Annotated in this window: 18 protein-coding genes; 14 read left to right on the top strand and 4 right to left on the bottom strand. The window is 37.3% G+C overall.

Going from position 1 to position 19440, the window contains the following annotated elements; translation table 11 throughout:
- Positions 1–691: 691 nt before the first annotated feature.
- Both IQ247_RS13220 and IQ247_RS13225 read left to right on the top strand, forming a co-directional pair.
- Positions 692–3016: a TonB-dependent hemoglobin/transferrin/lactoferrin family receptor gene (locus tag IQ247_RS13220; protein WP_193920668.1), complete on the top strand. Its 2325-nt coding sequence runs from the start codon at positions 692–694 to the stop codon at positions 3014–3016.
- A 244-nt stretch (positions 3017–3260) separates the two neighbouring features.
- Entirely contained in the window at positions 3261–4199 is a 939-nt protein-coding gene (locus IQ247_RS13225) for an ABC transporter substrate-binding protein (RefSeq protein WP_228059715.1), read from the top strand.
- Between the two features lie 382 nt (positions 4200–4581).
- Here IQ247_RS13225 and IQ247_RS13230 read toward each other — a convergent pair whose 3' ends face one another.
- On the bottom strand, positions 4582–4761 hold the full coding sequence (locus IQ247_RS13230) for a hypothetical protein (RefSeq protein WP_193920670.1): 180 nt from the start codon (positions 4759–4761) through the stop codon (positions 4582–4584).
- A 238-nt stretch (positions 4762–4999) separates the two neighbouring features.
- On the opposite strand from IQ247_RS13230, the gene IQ247_RS13235 reads away from it, so the two are divergent.
- The 10 genes from IQ247_RS13235 (at position 5000) to IQ247_RS13280 (ending at position 13700) form a co-directional block, all read left to right on the top strand.
- The gene (locus tag IQ247_RS13235) at positions 5000–5710 is read left to right on the top strand and encodes a histidine phosphatase family protein (RefSeq protein WP_322745499.1); all 711 of its coding nucleotides are present in this window, start codon (positions 5000–5002) and stop codon (positions 5708–5710) included.
- A 166-nt stretch (positions 5711–5876) separates the two neighbouring features.
- Complete coding sequence (locus tag IQ247_RS13240; RefSeq protein ID WP_228059716.1) at positions 5877–6077, top strand: helix-turn-helix domain-containing protein; 201 nt, start codon at positions 5877–5879, stop codon at positions 6075–6077.
- A 172-nt stretch (positions 6078–6249) separates the two neighbouring features.
- Positions 6250–6738 (top strand): DUF2753 family protein, encoded by a 489-nt coding sequence (locus IQ247_RS13245; RefSeq protein WP_511023007.1) that lies wholly within the window; start codon positions 6250–6252, stop codon positions 6736–6738.
- 209 nt (positions 6739–6947) lie between these two features.
- Positions 6948–7994, top strand: coding sequence for a FecCD family ABC transporter permease (locus IQ247_RS13250; RefSeq protein WP_193920679.1), 1047 nt, complete (start codon positions 6948–6950; stop codon positions 7992–7994).
- Between the two features lie 135 nt (positions 7995–8129).
- Positions 8130–8942 carry an ABC transporter ATP-binding protein gene (locus IQ247_RS13255; protein WP_193920680.1) on the top strand — a complete coding sequence of 271 codons (813 nt, stop codon included), beginning with the start codon at positions 8130–8132 and terminating at the stop codon, positions 8940–8942.
- Positions 8943–9177: 235 nt separating this feature from the next.
- Entirely contained in the window at positions 9178–10167 is a 990-nt protein-coding gene (locus tag IQ247_RS13260) for a helix-turn-helix transcriptional regulator (RefSeq protein WP_193920681.1), read from the top strand.
- A gap of 159 nt (positions 10168–10326) precedes the next feature.
- Positions 10327–11118 (top strand): TonB-dependent receptor domain-containing protein, encoded by a 792-nt coding sequence (locus tag IQ247_RS13265; RefSeq protein ID WP_322745500.1) that lies wholly within the window; start codon positions 10327–10329, stop codon positions 11116–11118.
- Positions 11119–11157: 39 nt separating this feature from the next.
- Complete coding sequence (locus tag IQ247_RS13270) at positions 11158–12453, top strand: MFS transporter (protein ID WP_193920682.1); 1296 nt, start codon at positions 11158–11160, stop codon at positions 12451–12453.
- A 27-nt stretch (positions 12454–12480) separates the two neighbouring features.
- Positions 12481–13434 (top strand): ferredoxin family protein, encoded by a 954-nt coding sequence (locus IQ247_RS13275; protein WP_193920683.1) that lies wholly within the window; start codon positions 12481–12483, stop codon positions 13432–13434.
- 23 nt (positions 13435–13457) lie between these two features.
- Complete coding sequence (locus IQ247_RS13280) at positions 13458–13700, top strand: hypothetical protein (protein WP_193920684.1); 243 nt, start codon at positions 13458–13460, stop codon at positions 13698–13700.
- Between the two features lie 149 nt (positions 13701–13849).
- On the opposite strand, the gene IQ247_RS13285 is transcribed toward IQ247_RS13280, so the two are convergent.
- The 3 genes from IQ247_RS13285 to IQ247_RS13295 all read right to left on the bottom strand — a co-directional run bounded on the left by IQ247_RS13285 (position 13850) and on the right by IQ247_RS13295 (position 16162).
- Positions 13850–14851, bottom strand: coding sequence for a FecCD family ABC transporter permease (locus tag IQ247_RS13285; protein ID WP_193920685.1), 1002 nt, complete (start codon positions 14849–14851; stop codon positions 13850–13852).
- 269 nt (positions 14852–15120) lie between these two features.
- Complete coding sequence (locus IQ247_RS13290) at positions 15121–15525, bottom strand: ExbD/TolR family protein (protein ID WP_193920686.1); 405 nt, start codon at positions 15523–15525, stop codon at positions 15121–15123.
- Positions 15512–16162 carry a MotA/TolQ/ExbB proton channel family protein gene (locus tag IQ247_RS13295; protein WP_193920687.1) on the bottom strand — a complete coding sequence of 217 codons (651 nt, stop codon included), beginning with the start codon at positions 16160–16162 and terminating at the stop codon, positions 15512–15514. Before IQ247_RS13295 ends, IQ247_RS13290 begins: the two co-directional genes overlap by 14 nt.
- A gap of 421 nt (positions 16163–16583) precedes the next feature.
- Between IQ247_RS13295 and IQ247_RS13300 the strand changes: the two genes are divergently transcribed.
- Together IQ247_RS13300 and IQ247_RS13305 are read left to right on the top strand one after the other, a co-directional pair.
- Entirely contained in the window at positions 16584–17987 is a 1404-nt protein-coding gene (locus IQ247_RS13300; protein ID WP_193920689.1) for an energy transducer TonB, read from the top strand.
- A 335-nt stretch (positions 17988–18322) separates the two neighbouring features.
- Positions 18323–19396 carry a WD40 repeat domain-containing protein gene (locus IQ247_RS13305; protein ID WP_193920691.1) on the top strand — a complete coding sequence of 358 codons (1074 nt, stop codon included), beginning with the start codon at positions 18323–18325 and terminating at the stop codon, positions 19394–19396.
- Positions 19397–19440: the final 44 nt, after the last annotated feature.

A 19440-nucleotide genomic window follows, 5' to 3' on the forward strand; every position in this document is an offset into this window, starting at 1 on the left:
CTCTGTTTTTCAAGAGTTAGCTATAAACAACGCATAATTAATTTTTAATGACGCAAGTTGATCTGCTTCACCGGAATGCACAAGTTGCTCCCATCACTAAGAGTAAACTCCAAAAACTAGTTCCCAGACTCAGCCTGAAAGAATATAGAGCAAAACGGGTTTTGTTGAGAATGGTGCAAAAAGTGTGTCTTGCGAACTAGTATAGTATACAAAAAAATAGTTGACAAAGAATTGCAATTAAATTATATTTTTTATACATCAGGGCATTTTTTTTTACAAACTCTGTGTTGACATCAGCAGTCGGCACATAATTCTCACTTAATTAACCTAACCTTTACTTTTGCTCCCGGATTTAAGAACATCATGGATATTTGCATTTTTACATATTGCAGATAGCCTCGATTCGCTATTGATGCTGCTTAATCCTTAATCAAAGCATTTACTTGTAAGTTTGCTGTTGCTGAATTTACAAGTTTTTTTTAGTTTTTTTACTTTTGAGAAATATTTTGTTTACCTTATAAAATTATTGACAAATCTATTCAATAACTCTAAAGTAATATTCACCACTCTCTTAATGCAAATATTTCTGTATAAGTCCTGAAGAGAGTATAACGATTGTTGTAGCGAAAGCATGACGGGTGACTGTGGCTGAAAAGTTTGTAGCTATTCTTACCATTAGGTCTTGATAAAAATGAATCTCAAAAATTTGTACGTATTGCTCTTCAATCTTGTATTGTTGAATTTAGGAATCTTACCTGCGACGCTGGCTGAATCTGCATCACCCGAAATCAAAAATTTAGAGGAAGTAGAACAATTCAGTACTAATGCTCAAGATTTATTTCGGGAACCGCAAAGCAAAGAAAGTAAAACTCTAGCCCAAGCGGAATCCGATCAAAAAACAGAAAAACAAGAAGCTGATATTGATATTACTGTTACAGGGACAAGGAGTGAACGCCCCGTCAAAGATACTCCTGGAAACATTACTGTAATTCAATCAGAGGATGTAGATAGACAGTTAATAAACGATTTAGCAGATTTAATTCGCTACGAACCGGGGGTTTCTGTCAGAAATAGTCGTAACCGTGGGAATCAAGACTTTAGCATTCGCGGTATCGGTGGTAATCGTGTATTGATTCAAGTGGATGGAATACGCATCCCCGATAATTACACTCCTACAAGTACTTCACGCAATTACTTTGATTTAGAAACTCTCAAACGAGTCGAAATCATACGCGGTCCAGCTTCTACTCTTTATGGAAGTGATGCTATTGGGGGTGCAGTTTCATTTATCACTAAAGACCCTGATGACTATCTATTGAACAGCGATGGACCCTCATATGCTAGTGTTAAATATACTTATGACAGTACCGATGAAAGTCGTAAATTAGCTGGAGTGATTGCAGCGGAAAGTGAGGATGGAAAACTTCAGATTTCAGCCGCTTTAACTAACGTTACAGGTTCCGAGTTTAAAAATTACGGTACTGCGATAGTTGACCCTCAAGATAACAGGGATTTAAACTTTATCGGTAAATTAGTTTTTAAACCTAACGAAAGTAATACTTTTAAGTTGACTGGAGAAAGATTTAATAGCAAATCCGATACGAATTTACTTAGCAGTTTGGGAACATCACGTGGTACAACTACTTTTGATAGTTTTGCTAACTATGAAAACCAACGTTATCGTATCAGTTTAGGACAGGAGTACGATAATCCTAACAATGACTGGTTGCAGAAATTTAGATGGCAAGTTTATTATCAGGATGCACAAGCCTCCGAAGAAATTAACAGCTTACTCGGTAGAGGTGCTGTAGCGACAACTTCACGAGAAGATATCAATAGCTTTGAGCAAAGCGTTTTTGGTGGAGATATCCAGTTTGAGAGCAATTTTCAAACGGGTAGAATAGACCATCGTTTAGTTTACGGTTTAGAGCTATTTAACACCGATACTTCCCGCCCAAGAGATAGGACAGAAACAGATTTAAGAACAGGTGCGATAAACAAGTTTGTAAGTGGTGAAACCTATCCCAACAAAACTTTTCCCGACACGGAAACCTTAAGATTTCGTCTTTATGTACAAAATGAAATTGAATTTGCTGATAGTCGTCTTAGCTTAATTCCGGGATTAAGCTTTGATTATTATAAACTTACAGCTAATCCAGACCAAGATTTTCAGAATATAAATATCAGTAATTACCAAGTAGAAGATTTTGATGCTTCTGCTTTTTCTCCTAAGTTGGGAGTTGTCTACAAAATAACCCCAGAATTATCAACATACGCTCAATATGCCCGTGGTTTTCGTAGTCCTCCTTACGACGATGCAAATATCGCTTTTACTAATTTCTTGTTTGGTTATACAGTTCTTCCCAATAATAACTTAAAACCTGAAACTAGCGACAGTTATGAAATCGGAATTAAGGGTAGTTATTCTCAGTTTGATTTTGGTTTAAGTGGGTTTTACAACCGCTACAACAACTTTATTGATACAGAGTTGGTTGGTGTAACATCTATCGGAGGTCGTGATTTCCAACAATTCCAATCACAAAATATTAAAGGTGCAGAAATTTATGGTTTAGAAGCAAAAGCTGAATATCGTTTAAGTCCTTCTAAATATGGCTTGAGTTTAATTGGTAGTTTAGCTTGGGCTGAAGGTAATAATTTACAAAATGATCAACCCTTGGACACTGTAGACCCATTTCAAGCAGTTGTTGGACTGCGTTATCGCGCACCAGAAGACCGTTGGGGAAGCGAATTGGTGACTACATTTGTTGCAGCTAATCAACGTGCTGCTGAAAGTGGTACTGATTTATTTATCCCTGATAGTTACTTTAATTTAGACTTATTAGGGTACTATAAATTTAGCGATAAAGTTTCTTTGAATGTTGGTTTATTTAACCTACTAGACAAGAAATATTGGCGCTGGCAAGATGTAAGGGGATTGACAAATAATTCTCCAGAAATTGCACGTCGGACATTACCCGGTTTCAATGCCACGATTGGCTTGAAAGTTGCATTTTAGTTTTTAATTGGTAATATCATGTCCGGTTAAACACTTGTAATAAAGGGAGTAGGGAGTAGGGAACAGGGAGCAGTAAACAGTCAAAATCCCTACAACTTATGCAAAATCAAAATGGATTCTTATATAAGTATGTGGGCATAAATAAATATTTCTATGTCACAAAATGTAAACAACCCGAACAGCTTATTCCTATTCCCCCAACCCTACTCTCTTGTCATAACGATCAATTTTTCTACTCACCTAATTGATAGCAGAATATCTGATGATCATAAATATGTATAATATTTCTAAAACTCGTACTATTGCTATTTTATTAACTTTCCTTTTAATAGCTTGTAATTCTACAACTACTAAAAATAGTTCTGAATCTTCAACTAATGTAACTCAAATAAAAGAAAATCAAGTCTCTAAGCCTGAAATTGAAAATGCTAAAAGAGTTGTTGCTTTAACATCATTATCTGCTGATATTATTCACCGACTTGATGCTACAAAACTAGTTGGGATTCCCGGTAGTAGTTTGCTCAGAAAAGATGAACGTTTTGCAAAACTACCAGCAGTCAGTGAAGGCAGAACACCTCCAAATATCGAAAAAATAGTTGCTCTTAAACCTGATTTAGTGATTGGTGCGGTTGGATTTCATGAGCAAACTTTTAAAAAATTAAAAGATTTAGGAATTACAACTTTAGCCAGTGAAACAAACAGTTGGGATGCTTTAATTAAACATACACAAGAACTCGCTCAAGCTATAAATACAGACCCAGCACTTTTATTAGAAAAATACAGTTCATTTATAAATGATATACCAAAAAATAATAATTCTCTTCTTGTATTAGTTAGCAGTCAACCAGTTTTATCTCCCAATAAAAATAGTTGGACTGGAGATTTATTATCGAAATTTAATGCGAATAATTTAACAGCAAATTTGCAGGGAGAATCTATAGGACAAGGTTATGTCACACTTTCAGAAGAAAAAATAGTGCAACAAAATCCAGAAATATTATTAGTAGTAGACCCTGCTAATGCAGGAGTAATTACACAATTAAAATCAAAGAATTTCTGGAATAAACTTAAAGCGACTCAAAAGGAACAAGTTTATGTTTTTGATTATTATGGACTGGTAAATCCTGGTAGTATTGATAAAATCGAAGAAACTTGTAAGCAGTTGAAGAAAATATTAGAATAGTCCGGAGATGCAGTTAAAATTCAAATCTAACACTAGTACAATATGGCGTAAATATCTATACTATTTAAAACATAAATTTTAGTCCTCTTAAGAGGACTTTCACTATTAGACAGGGACTTATAGTCTAAGAGCGGGTTAAGTATTTACAGTAGTATATTTATTTACGCGCCCGCTGTACTAGTATAGCCTCAGACGGTCATCCTGGGGCTATACAAGCAAAGCCCACCGGAGGTGGTGAGCGTGCATATTCATACAGAAACGGTATCAGCAATAGGGTGTAAAATTGTGGCGTTGCTGAATCCAAGTATGAATTTTAAATGTAGAGACGTGGAGGGCGTTCACGCGAAAGCCTGCGGGCAGAAAGTGTCCGAAGGGAATTATATCACGTCTCCCAAGGTTTTAAAAATCGCGCCAAATGATTTTCATAGATATTTTCAGCAACGCCAGAGTTGTCAATATAAGCTTCTAAAGAACGATTTAATTGATTAAGGGCTGTGGATACATCTAAACCCGCATTTCTCACAAACAAGAAGGAAGTTGGAGTGAGTAAGCTGCTAGGCATTTAATTTGTATTTGAGTAGCGGGCTAACAGCCCGCACTACAAGAGTTTGATATTCTCTTCTCATACAATCTAGCTGCACATTAGCTTATAACCTGATGCACAGTTAATTTATTTAATCTTTCATATATGTATTGAAAATTCTTGTAATTGTATTTATTTATCGTATTATTAATAAATATTCGCAATATCTCTAAAACATCAAATGTTGAAATCGCTACAAACTAGATATAGTGTCGTTGTGAGTGGATCTGTTATCGCTGCGATCGCGCTTCTGGCTGGATGTAATTCTACTCCTAGCGAGCCAATAAGTGGTGACACAAAAGCACCTGAAACCACTGCTCAACCTGTCGCAAGTGAGGAAAAAATTAGTGAGGGAGAAAAAGCCAATGCGGATTTTCAGGATAAACTCAGTGGCAAAGCCCTTCTGAATGCTTTAAAACAAGGGGGTCATGTAATTTATTTTCGCCATGCCCAAACAGAAAAAGATTATGCTGACCAAGTAAAAGCGGTAATGGGTGATTGTTCAACTCAACGGATGCTCAGTGAAGCGGGATGGGAACAAGCTAAAGCGATTGGGTTCGGGTTTCGCAAATATACCATTCCTTTCGATAAAGTGATTTCTAGTCAGTATTGTCGGGCTTGGCAGACCGCAGACTTAGCTTTCGGGAAATACGAGAAAAATGCTGACCTCAACTTTCCCAAAGCTGAAGACTATACACCTGAACAAACGGCTCAGATGAAAGCTCAGCTAACACCAATGTTAACAACTATACCAACAAAAGGAAGTAATACTGTAATTGTCGGTCATGATGACTTGTTTGAAGCCGCAACAGGGATTTATCCAGATCCACAGGGTATGGCTTATGTTGTGAAGCCTGATGGTAAAGGTGCTTTCGAGTTGATTGCCAATATGCTTCCTGAAGAATGGGCGAAATTAGGAGACAAGTAAATACCCGATTACGAGTATCAAGTTAAAGCAATCAGTACAAGTATTGCAGAGATAAGCTGTTGAGCCTCGTTACTACCAACTCAATTGGGTCATAATACATACTGCGGTTGGCAACTTGCAGTTTATCCCCTGAAGCTGCTTAATTTTACCAGTATGGCTGATTTGGATGCTTGGTTGTCGGGGTTGGATGGTTGATCAGCGATCACGTTCAATTTGCATTGCTGCCCGAAAATGTCCCCAATTGTGCAGTTCAGAATTACAAGTCTTCACCGGGTTACTTGGTTCTACACTTACCATTGAACGAGTCGAACATATTTTAAATGGCGATCGCCGCTGCGCTTATCGTGTTTGTGTCAATAGTAATTAGTCACGAATGACTAATTACTCTTCCTATGTGTCTTCGTCTATAATCTTGCTATTTATTGATAAAAGTTTGCATTTATTGTAAATTGTGAGTATTGATGCCCTTAAAGAAATACTAAGGAGCAAAGAATCAAGATTTTTAGGTTTTACCAAACAGATTCTTATTCTTACTTACCATGTGCAACACTCCGATAAACCTCAAGGCAGTCGATCAGGTATGGAAAAACCACATCCAGGAAGGAAACAGTAAAATGCAATTAAAGTTGTACCACGATGCGATCGCTTGCTATCCAAAAGCATTGACTGTTGCACAGGAATTATTGCAGGAAGCAACTTCCCATTTAAGTAATTCTGAGGCAATTCATATCTATGTACTTTCATGTCAGAATCTTGCTAATTGTCATTTGGCGGTGGGAGAGGTAATGAAAGCAGAAACTTGCCTGCTCAAAGCCCAAAGCAGTGCATCCGGTATGATGGGCGCTAGTAAGTTACCAATGGAATTTCGCACACAAGCATATTATGCGTTCCATACAACATTTCAAGATTTAGTCCGGTTTTATCAAGCTATTAATCGGCAAGATGCTTTAGGTGAAATCATCATGCAATCCAAAGAACAGGCACTTAAGTTTTTTGGGCAAGGGGAAGAAGCTCTATCAAGCAACTGATTGTTAGGGAAGGAATACAGGCTAAATATTTGTGCCTAGCTACTTAAATCCCAGATTACGGACTTGATTTTGTAATATAAAAATAGGTGAACTGACAAGTCAGCGCAAGCTATCGCATTCAGGAAAATTAGATTATACTGTCAATTATTCTCAATAAATGTGAGAAAATCAAACATTCTGGGTTGACTTAGCCCAAACTCAGGTACCAAGTGAAGAATAATACATTTATTTTCCGCTCAAAGTTTCCACCAATATCCTTTCGTCTGCACCGACGCATCCCGTCAGTCTTACTACTGATTTGTGTCATTACCTTGACAACATTTATTATTAGCACCTCTGTCGGTGAATATCCGACTCCACCGTTTGTAGTTTTACAAACCCTATTGGGAATCGATACGGGAAATCCGGATTATGGTTTTGTGATTAATACTTTACGATTACCAAGAACATTAACAGCTTGTTTAGTAGGTATTGCACTGGCAATTTCCGGTGCAATTATGCAAGGTTTAACCAGAAATCCTCTTGCCGATCCGGGAATTATTGGTATTAATGCCGGAGCTAGTTTAGCAGCAGTTAGTCTCATTATCTTACTACCAAACTTACCTGCTGGAGTTTTACCTGTATCAGCGTTTTTGGGTGCTTTAATTGCTTGTTTATTAATTTATATTTTTGCTTGGGATAGAGGGACTCACCCAGTCAGATTGATTTTAATTGGTGTGGGAATTTCTGCGGTTGCTGGAGCTTGTACCAGCTTCATGGTCACCTTTGGGGAAATTTATGAAGTCAATCAGGCATTAGTTTGGTTAGCAGGAAGTGTCTATGGAAGAACTTGGGAACAGGTTTTTGCTTTTCTACCTTGGTTGATTATATTTGTTCCTCTAGCTTTAATTAAAGCTGCCGAATTAAATACTTTAAATTTAGGAGATGACATTGCCCAAAGTTTAGGAAGTAACATTGAATGGCAACGGGGTTTATTATTAATAATTAGTGCTGCGTTGTCAGGTGCAGCAGTTGCAACGGCAGGAACAATTAGTTTTGTAGGATTAATTGCACCTCATATAGCCCGTCAATTAGTAGGAGGAAATCATCTCGGTTTGATACCAGTCTCTGGAGTTTTAGGAGCGATGATGGTGGCTATTTCTGATTTATTAGGAAGGGTTATTTTTGCACCAATAGAAATTCCCTGTGGTATTGTCACTGCGGTAATCGGTGCGCCTTATTTTATTTATTTATTAATACAAACCCGGAAAAAATAACCTGGTTATTAGTTCACTATAGTATACCCGCATTTCTCACAAACAAGAAGGAAGTTGGAAGTAGTAGTGATTAGTGAGTATTACCACAACCCTATTGAATCTCAATAGATTAAACTTTATAAAATATCTAAAAAAATGCAATTAAACACTCACCAACACTCACAAATTGAAACACGTGGCTTAACTTTAGGCTATGAAGGAACGACGATAGTTAAAAACCTAGATTTAACTATACCCAAGGGAAAAACTACAGCATTAGTCGGTGCAAATGGTTGTGGAAAATCTACGTTGTTAAGAGGATTAGCGAGATTACTCAAACCTAGCAAAGGAACTGTTTATTTAGATGCCAAAGATGTCTTTAAATTATCTACAAAAGATGTTGCTCAAAAATTAGGAATTCTTTCTCAGGGGCCTGTTCCTCCTGAAGGCTTAACAGTAAAAGATTTAGTCGCGTGTGGACGTTTCCCTTACCAAAATTGGCTGCAACAATGGACAAAAGAAGATGAAAGATTGGTCGATATAGCTTTAGAAATTACCCGCATGAAAGAGTTAGCAGAAAGGGAATTAGATACTCTTTCTGGGGGACAGCGACAACGAGCTTGGATTGCGATGGCTTTGGCACAGGATACGGATATTTTATTATTAGATGAACCGACAACTTTTTTAGATTTAGCTCATCAAATTGAAGTGTTGGATTTACTCTGGGAATTAAATCAAAATCAAGGACGAACTTTGGTGATGGTGTTGCATGATTTAAACCAAGCTTGTCGTTATGCTGATTATTTAGTTGCAGTCAAGGAAGGTAAAGTTTTTGTCGCTGGACAACCGGAATTGGTAATGAAAGAAGAAATGGTTCGGGAAGTATTTGGGTTGGAATGTCGAATTTTTCCCGATCCTGTTGCTGGTACACCAATGTGTGTTCCCATCGGAAGAAAGGGAAGAGCTTGATACATTCTTGTGTGTGGGATGGGCATCCTTGCCTGTCCCTATTCTATGACTGGTAATTGCTAATTGGTAATTGTTGACTGTTCCCGAACCCACTTTATTATAAGTATTTAACCGGACATGATCTAATTTCCTACTTCCCTGAAAAATACTTGTAATTGACGATACTTATTTGAAGTACAAATTAATGATATTATTTCTCATCTATCTCAATAGCTCATCCAAAATCTAAAATTCCATGACCCTTGTTTTACAAGAACCTCCGGATTGCCGCCATTTATCAATTCCACTTAATAACAGTTATTTTCAACCAAAAACTTACGAATTTCAACTGCATGATCCCAAAGGAATCAGTCATGGTAAGAGACATTGGTTTCACCTGCGTCCGGGAATCTCTCTTTTGGTAGAAGATTATAAATTACAAGAAAACTTAGTTATTGAAACTTCCCCAACTCAATCTTATACTTCTTTAGAATTAGGTTTTAGTATTTTTGGTCATGGTTGTGGTATCAATATAAACTCAGGACAAAATTTTATATCACTTGACTTAGATACCGATGCAGATGAAAGTAACACAAAGGAATGGCAAGCACAAGAAAGAATCTTAAAATTAGATATTCATATCGAATATTCGTTATTTGAAAGTTTGGTCTTGTCTCCTAACGATAAATTACCTGACAATTTCCAAAATATTATTGATAAAACAAATATCGATACAAATTATTTTCAAGTTGGTAGGACAACACCGCAAATGCAAACTATCTTGCAGCAAATTTTAAATTGTCCTTATCAAGGTTTAACAAGACAGCTTTATTTAGAAGCTAAAGTATTAGAATTAATGGCGCTACGTTTAGAAGATTTGCAAGATTCTAAACCGTTAAACTCAACTACGAATCTCAAGTCAGAACAAATTGATAGTATTTACCAAGCGAGAGATATTATCATTAGTAACTTTAGCAATCCACCATCATTATTAGCATTAGCGCGGCAAGTAAATCTCAATGACTGCACTTTAAAAAAAGGGTTTCAGCAAATATTTAGTACAACTGTCTTTGGTTATTTACATGATTATCGCATGGAACGAGCCAAAGAATTACTTTTAGAAAAAAATACCATAAATCAAGTTGCACGAACTGTCGGCTATTCAAGTTACAGTGCTTTTATGACTGCTTTTCGCAAAAAGTTTGGTGTTAATCCCAGCGTGTATTCCCGGAAAAATTCCGTTTAGAGAAGGTAATAATTCCGTTTGAAGAAGATTTCGCGCTTCATTTTTCCCCTCATGTCTCGTAAAATTACTGAGAAGAGTTACCAATAAGACTGTATTTTGCAGTCAGAAAAAATTATTTGAGCATCTATTGTTTGGCTGGTTACGAGTAATCGGCGCAATATTCAAGGTGGCGATCGCAATTTTGATTCTACAGTATTTAATGGAGGCATTGTCTATGGCTTGAGTCCCGAAGTGAACGTTTTCGCTAACTTTGCTCAAGGATTTTCAGTTCCCGATTTGGGTCGTGTTTTCCGCAGACCTCCAGCAGGAGCGGTGAACATTTTAGACTCTCTACAACTTACAGAACCACAGAAAGTAGATAACTATGAAATTGGAATTCGGGGTCAATGGAATAATTTACAAGCTTCTATAGCTGGTTTTTATAACTTTTCAGACTTGGGTTCGGATTTTACAGTCACAGATGACGACTTTTTAGAAACTGTCCGCGCTCCCCAACGCATCTATGGTATAGAAGCAGCAGTTGATGTACAACCTGCCGAAAATTGGAAATTGGGTGGTACATTGACTTGGACGGAAGGTGAAAATGATGAAGACGATGATGGTGAATATTTAGCGCTTAATAGCATTACCGTTCCTCCGTTGAAATTAACGGCTTATGTAGAAAATCAAACCCTCAAAGGATGGCGTAATAGATTGCAATTATTGTATTCAGGTAATCGCGATCGCGCTTTTGAAGATGCTGTAGAAGATGCTGGAATCGACAGTTACTTAACCGTAGACTACCTAAGCAGTATTAAACTAGGACAAGGGGAATTACAAATAGGCATTCAAAACCTATTTAATAACCAATATTTCCCGGTTTATTCCCAATATTTTGCACCATTCTTTGATAGTGCCAACTATGCAGGTAAAGGTAGAACTCTCAGCGTTGGATATCGGATTTCTTGGTAAATCATAGGGGAAAACAGGTATCTTTCTTATTCACCTAAAATGCGTAAATTTATCATTATTTGGTTTGGTCAGTTAGTATCAAATATTGGCAGTTATATGACTTATTTTGCAATCAAAATTTGGGCATGGCAACTGACAAATCAGGTAACTACAATTGCTTTATTGAGTTTTTTTGAACTCATTCCCAGTATTTTTATTACCTTAGCTTCAGGATTAATTGTAGACCGTGTAAATCGCAAGTTTTTGTTGATAATTGCTGATTGTGTAGCGGCAATATCTACTATAGTCATCGGCTATTTGTATTTAACCAACCAATTACAAATATGGCATATTTACGCAACTGGTGCGGTAAATGGAGCATTTAGCGAAGTTCAAGCCCTAGCTTATTCGTCCTCACTTTCCATGTTAGTACCCAAACAACATTACCAAAGGGCTACTAGTATGAATTCTGCAATTCATTACGGTTCAATAATTATTGCTCCAGCATTAGCAGGTTTTCTCTATTACATAATTGATTTGGGTGGCATCTTATTGATTGACTTTATTAGTTTCACAATTGCGATCGCGACTATTTTGAAGGTACGTATTCCTCAACCAAAAACAACAACTCAATCTGAGAAAAGTATCGGGATTTGGCAAGAGATTATTTTCGGTTTTCGCTATCTTATAAGACAAAAAAGCCTTTTAGCGATGGTAGTTACTGGTTCTTTATTTTGGTTTGCTCATGACATTGGTGCAACCTTACATTCACCGATGATTTTGGCACGTACAAATAATGACACCAGGATATTAGGTAGTATTTCCTCTGCGGCTGGATTGGGGGGAGTAACGGGAACTATTATTTTGAGTATTTGGGGTGGTTCCAAACGACGGATTAATGGTTTTCTTTTGGGAATGATGGGTGCTGGAGTGAGCAAAACAATATTTGGTTTGGGACAAGGGTTAATGATTTGGCTACCTGCTCAATTTTGCTCCTCTCTCAATTTTCCCATGTTGACAAGTTCTTCAAGGGCTATATTGCTGAGTAAAGTTAGACCGGATATACAAGGACGAGTCTTTGCCACCGAGTCTATTATGCAACAGATTGTTTCGGCGATCGCTGTTTTTATTGCTGCTTTACTTGCCGACCATGTTTTTGAACCTGCTATGATGCCAGGAGGTAATCTTGTACCTTTATTTGGTAATTTATTTGGTACTGGAAAAGGTGCGGGAATGGCAATTTTATATGTGTTTTTTTCTATTGGTTTATTGTTGATTGGTTTGAGCGGTTATTCTGTTCCACGACTGCGGAACGTGGAAACTATTGTGCCAGATCATGATGCTGAAGATTATTGATATAAATAATATTTAATTTTTTAGATTATGAACAATTTTTTCTGTGCAGAAGAATCTTGTGAAGTAAAAGAAGACCCGATTGGCTGTGCATTAAACCGTCGATATTATGTCTTACTCGAATTTCCACCACCTTGGACATCTGACCCCTTAGATAAAAAAGCCCTTTCTGGTAAATTAAAAGGTTTAAAAGCAGTTATTAATGAAGAAGTGGAATTATTTTTAAGGCTAGTATTTATTTATAATCCTAATTACCACGAAACTGGATATAATCGTTTAATTATATATTATCATCAAGAAGAGATTTTTTCAAATTATGTTAAGAAAGAGTTTCTATTAACAGATATTAATGATGCAGTACCGATAATTGAAAAGTGCATCAAAGGTGAGACTCTAGAATCTTCAGATAACAATATTCAAACTAGAGATATTTTAGTCTGTACTCATGGAAGTCATGATAAATGTTGTGCTAAATATGGCAATCCTTTTTTTCGCCAAGCTTTAGCTACAGTAGAAGATTTATCATTATCTGATGTTCGAGTTTGGCAAAGCAGTCATTTTGGCGGACATCGTTTTGCACCAACTATGATAGACCTTCCAGAAGCAAGATATTACGGTAGACTTGAGCCAAAATCCTTTGCTGCTATTTTGACTAGAACTGGTGATATTGAATGCTTCAAAAATGTCTATCGCGGTTGGGGAGTTTTGCCTTGGCAAGTTCAGTTTTTAGAAAGAGAGTTAATGCTAAATTATGGGTGGAAATGGTTTAATTATCAAGTGCAAGGTTGGGTAATTAAACACAATGAAGACGAAACTTTTAATCAAGTAGAAATATGTTTTAAAACACCAGACTGCATGACTAATACTTATAGATGTAACGTTATTGAAGATAAAACAAAAACTATATATACAAAAGGTGAATGCTGTAATAGTAAATTAACTAAAATTCCACAATTTAAAATTACAAACTTATTGAAAATTTAATTATTAGTAGTAGTAGCTATATTATGTTTTTTAACGCAAAGGGACGCGGAGGTAAACGCGGAGTCACGCGGAGTTTTTTCACTCCTATTTTCAATTCTCGTCAAATCCAATTAATTTTATTCAGTATCATCACAGCTTTTATCATTATTGGCTGTGGAGTGAGTACTACTCAAAATATTAGTTCCAATTCTGATTATACAACTTCTCAAACGCGAGTTGTTAAACACGCTATGGGTGAAGTATCAGTTGAAACTTTTAATTTTTGATCCGAAAAAGGAGGTTATTGTCGAATGAAAAAACTAGAAAAATATTGACTTTTAGTAAAACAAGTTTTAGAGCAATATGCTAGCTATAAATTCTCATTCACCATTTATGCGACAGTTTGATGGATTTGCTGTTGGCTAGTCAACAAGTTTTATTTCTTCACCTTGGTTTTAGCTAAATAAACAAAAAATGGCGCACCGATTAAAGCTGTCATAATCCCCACAGGAATCTCTTGCGGTTGAATAAGCAATCGAGCAAAAATATCGGCAACTAATAGTAATATGGCTCCAAATAATACACTATAGGGAATAATCCAACGATAATCGACTCCGACGATAAATCTGACAATATGGGGAATCACTAAACCAATAAATCCGATCGCACCAGCTACCGCTACCGCACTACCATCTAACAATAAAACGCAGATAACCGCCGCAATTTTTACAGCTACAGTTTTTTGTCCTAAAGATGAAGCAATATCTTCCCCTAAACTCAAAATCGTCACTTGGGGGGAGATTATTACAGCCAATATCATGCCGATACAAATATAAGGTAAAACTTGGAGAATAACACTTGTATCTGTACCTGCTAAAGAACCAGCTAACCAAAAACGAATTTCTTCTAAAGTGCGTTGACTGACAATTAATACTCCCGAAGTCAATGAAGCAAGTAAACTACTAATTGCTGCCCCGGCTATGGTAAGATTTAATGGTGTAGCTCCACCTCGTCCTAAAGAAGCCAGAAAGTAAACACTAAAAGCAGCCACACCCGCACCCAAAAAGGCATACCAAATGTAGATACTCGGAGAAGAGGCACCAAACAAGAAAATTGCCATCACCACCGAAAAAGCTGCACCGGAACTTACTCCCAAAATTCCTGGATCAGCTAGGGGATTGCGTGTCACACCTTGCATCAAAGCACCTGCAACCGATATTGATCCACCGACTAAGATTGCTAATAGCGATCGCGGTAATCTCACACTATGAATGATTAAATGTTCTCTGGAAGCATCGAAAGACAGAAATGATTGATAAATCGTATCCAGAGGAATTTTTGCCGCACCCAAAGTGACGCTGAAAACAACACAGATTAAAAGCACCAAACATCCGATTATTAACCCTATTACAGGTTTTCGGTTTGATAATATATACATAGGGTTTGCTTATTAGTCTTCGGGGATAGGCAAAAGGCAAGAGGCAAAAGGCAAGAGGCAACAGTTAACAGGTAACAGGTAACAGGTAAGAGAGTTTAAGATTGATTTACATTTATTTGCGCCAGCTTACTTAGTATCAAGCCCCTAAAATCAGTTAACAGTTATCACCGGGCAAGTCGATTGTTAACTGTTCACTGTTAACTGATAGTGGGTACTCACGGATGCATATTTTGATAACAATAAAACCAATAATAGTAAGGTTGATTCAATTAATCTCGACGAGTGGCGATCGCTAAAGATGCACCCTTCACCCGTCGCACTTTATCCATCACCTCAACAATTTTGCCGTGATTCACCCCTTCATCAGCATTCAATACCACCATTAAAGGCTGTTCGGGTTTGACTTGTTCTTTCACCCCCGCTTCTAATGCTTCCAAAGTAATCGGTTGCTTGTTCAAAAATAAATTTCCAGTCTTGTCTACTGTCAAAGTCACTCTTGCTGGTTCAGCTGCTTGTTTTGCAGTGGATGCTTGAGGTAAATTTACTGGTAATCCTTCTTGACGAGTTAAAAACAACGTTGACATCACAAAAAATGTCAAAATCGCAAATATCACATCTATCATTGGGACGATATTAATTTGCGCTGGTACATCCGCTTCATCAGGTAGACGCATAATCTTTTATTCCTCGTTCGTAACGACGACGGTAAAGCAATTCTAATTCTCCACCGTATTCTTGAATCAATGCCATTTGTCTTTGATACATTGCTCGAAAGGTATTGGCAAATAAAAGCGTGAAAATTGCTACAATCAATCCCGCAGCAGTGGAAACCAAAGCTTCACTAATACCACCAACGACATCCGTTGTTTGAGAACCACCCACATTACCAAGATTTAAAGAAGCAAAGGAACCAATTAGTCCTAATACTGTACCAAGAAGACCTAATAACGGTGCCAGAGAAATTATAGTATCAAATATAGTTTGAAAACGTTTGAGTAAAGGAATTTCCGCTTGTGCTTCACTTTCCAATGCTAAACGAAACTCTTCCGGAGTCGGTTCTTCTAACTCTAAAGCAGTCAGAAACATCCGAGCGATAGGTAAATCTGCGTTCTTTCTCAATCCATCAATTGCACCGACGATATTGTTCCGACGATAGAGATTTAAAACATCTCGTACTACTTTAGTTTGACGATTATTTATTTTCAGCCAAAACCTTATTCTTTCCACAATCAGCGCTAATGCCAATATTGAAAAACCCAGCAGCGGTATCATGACAACGCCACCTGCCGAGAATAGATTCTGTATTCCCATGTATAGCTCTCAAGTGCATTAATAAAAGTCACTACTACCGATCTTTTGGTGCAGATGACAGAACTTATCAAATCAACTTATAACAGATGATAATAAATGTCAATCTATTTCAGGTATTAAAAATCAACAGAGAATTGAGTCTCAAGGTATTTTTACAAAGTAAAAAAACGTGCTAGTTAAAGACAATTATCAATGTTACAGATATTCAAAAAATCAAATATCAAGACTTTGAGCATTTTTATTCTGACAAGGGTATTTGCGATCGCAATGTAATTTGAACTTGAAGTTAAAGGTATATTTCATCCGATAATTGCAACAGATTATTAAGTAATAATTGAAAAAATTGGTTGACTTTTATCATTAATTATTGTAAAATCTTGAGTTAATGCAAAAGTATATCAACTATTAGTAGATTTTAACCATGAGCTTTGCAAATACAGTGCTACAACAGCGAGAGAGAGAATTAAAAGCTCTACGAATTTTTTTAGCGTGTAGTTTAGTCGGCTCGCTACTATTTCATATTGTGTTGTTAGCTTCGGGTATTGGCAGGCTGTTAAACAGGATTCCCCAAGTTGAGGAGGAACCAGTTGAAATCACTCTTCTTGATACTCCTATAGAAGAAATTGAACCGAAAGAAGAAATAAAACCAAAACCAGAACCGCAAAAAATCGAGCCAGAAGCAGAAATAAAGCCTCCTGTTCCCGACACGACTAAAATTGAACCGGATTTAGAAAACTTTAACCGCGACTCTCAAATTAGCGGTGGAAGTCCAAATTCTTTATCGGAACCTATACCAACACAACCGAGAATCACTCCCGAAGCACCATCCATCGCAGAACCCCTTCCAAAACCAAAACTAGTCCCTTTTGAACCATTCAAAGAACCATTATCACCAGTTATTCCGGAACAAAAGCCAGAACCAATCCCTGAGAATAATATTCCTACACAACCGCAACCGGAATCTAGAACACCACGGGAAATTCCTGCTCCCGTTGAACCTCCCATAGAACCACCAACACAGCCAAGTCAAGCTTCCGAAGATTTAAGACGTTTGCTTGCACAACAACGAGATTCTACAACAGCCGTTACTCCTCCAGAGCCACCAATACCGCAACCGAAAACTTCCGAAGATTTAAGACGTTTACGTGAACTTGCACAACAACGAGATTCTAGAACACCACGGGAAATTCCGGCTCCTGTTGAACCTCCCATAGAACCACCAACACAGCCAAGTCAAGCCTCCGAAGATTTAAAACGTCTACTTGCACAACAACAACGAGATTCTAGAACAGCACGAGAAATTCCGGCTCCTGTTGATCCTCCCATAGAATCACCCCAAGCAACTCAACAAGACGATCAGAACTTAAGAGATACTCTTTCAGGAATTAGAAAAAACCGAGATACAGCACCCTCCTTACCTGATTCTTCTATTGGCGAAAGTAGCGATAATGCTCCTAGAAGAAAACGACCTATTACTGGAGGTAATCAAGTTGCAACTACACCCAGTACTAATGATACTAATAATGGAAATGGATTAGGTAAAGGGACGGGTGATTCAGTTGGTGATGGCGACGGACGTGCTGCCTGTCGGCAATGTAATACAAACTATCCATCTTGGGCAAAAGCAAATGGAATAGAAGGTAATGTAACGGTATCTGTAGATACTGATGCTCAAGGTAATGTGATTAATGTGGACTTGCTTAGTGGTAGCGGAAACAGCAGATTAGATAATTACCATTTGAGTTTAGCCCGTAAATGGAAACTCAAACCCAGTTCTAATGGCAGACAAGGAGTAACAATTATTACGAGATACGAAATTCAATAAAGTCAATTACATTTCTCATTTTAAACAAAGCCAGTGTGATTCACGACTCCAAATTATCAAATTCCACTGGCGATCGCCAACTCTACAATTTATGGAAAAAAGGGAAAACGCAAAAATAAAATAAATATCAAATCCGTTTGTATGTCAATTATATATTTTTAAACGCAAAGTGACGCGGAGGTAAGCGCAGCGAAAAGTACGGTCTTGGGGGTTCCCCCCATGAGTAACTTTTCAAGAGAGAGGAACGCAGAGTTTTTTTGCACATACTTTTTATCATCCCAATGTAAGCTTAAAGGATATAAGCAGATAAAATTGATTGAAAAAGTTAAAATAAAATGAAAACGATTAAATCTACTGACTTTGACTTAGAGTGGAATTGTACACTTTCTGATTATGTAACCGCTGTAAATTGGTCTGCTGACGGTAATACTTTCGCGATGAGTTCTGCGGCTGGGGAAGTCAAGTTATTAGTAGAAAAAGAATTAATAGCTTTGCAAGAAGTAACTAATACATCTATTGATGGAATGAGTTTTTCTGCGGATGGACAATTTCTTGCAGTTGGCGGACAGGATGGTAAAGTAAAAATTTGGAGTAGTTCTAATAATCAAGTTGTTGCGACTTTGGAAAATGCACCGGCTTGGGTAGATAAATTAGCATGGAGTCCCCGCAAAAATTTACTAGCTTTTAGTTTGGGACGTTACGCACAGGTTTGGGATGCAGACATTCAAGAAATCGTTGTCACCTTAAATTTTGATAATTCTTCAGTACTGAGTATTGACTGGAGTCATGATGGTACATTTCTCGCAATTGCTGGTTATCAAGGTGTGAAAATTTGGCGTTCTCATCAATGGGATGAAGACCCATATTTTTTTAGTGTACCATCCGCTAGTCTCACTGTGGCTTGGTCTCAAGATGGTAAATATATTGCTTCGGGTAATATGGATCGAACTATTTGTGTATTGCAAACAGATTTTATTATTAATGCCAAACAAGCCGAACCTTGGTTAATGCATGGTTTTCCTGGTAAAATTCGTCATTTAGCGTGGTCAAAAGTTAGTACATCTAAAAAAGAACCGTTATTAGCATCTTCTAGCGCCGAAGGTATAGTTGTATGGGAAAAACAAGATGACACATCTTTGGGTTGGGGTGCGACTGTATTAAGCAATCACAGCGATATTGTCGAAGCAATAGAATTTGCACCCGATAGCTTGACGCTTGCTTCTGCTGCTGCTGACGGTTGGCTTTGTTTATGGAAGAAAGCCAAGAAACTATCAATCGTTCTCCAAGGTGCTAATAACGGCTTTTCTTGTGTTGCATGGCATCCCCAAGCAAGTAAAATTGCTGCTGGAGGTCAAAATGGAGAAGTCATAATTTGGTCTAAAGCTAGTCGTGGGCTTGGTTTTTCTTGAAAATTAAATTTCTCCAACGAACAGTTATCAGTTAACAGTGAACA

The organism is Plectonema cf. radiosum LEGE 06105 (assembly GCF_015207665.1).
Taxonomy (GTDB): domain Bacteria; phylum Cyanobacteriota; class Cyanobacteriia; order Cyanobacteriales; family Nostocaceae; genus Rivularia; species Rivularia radiosa_A.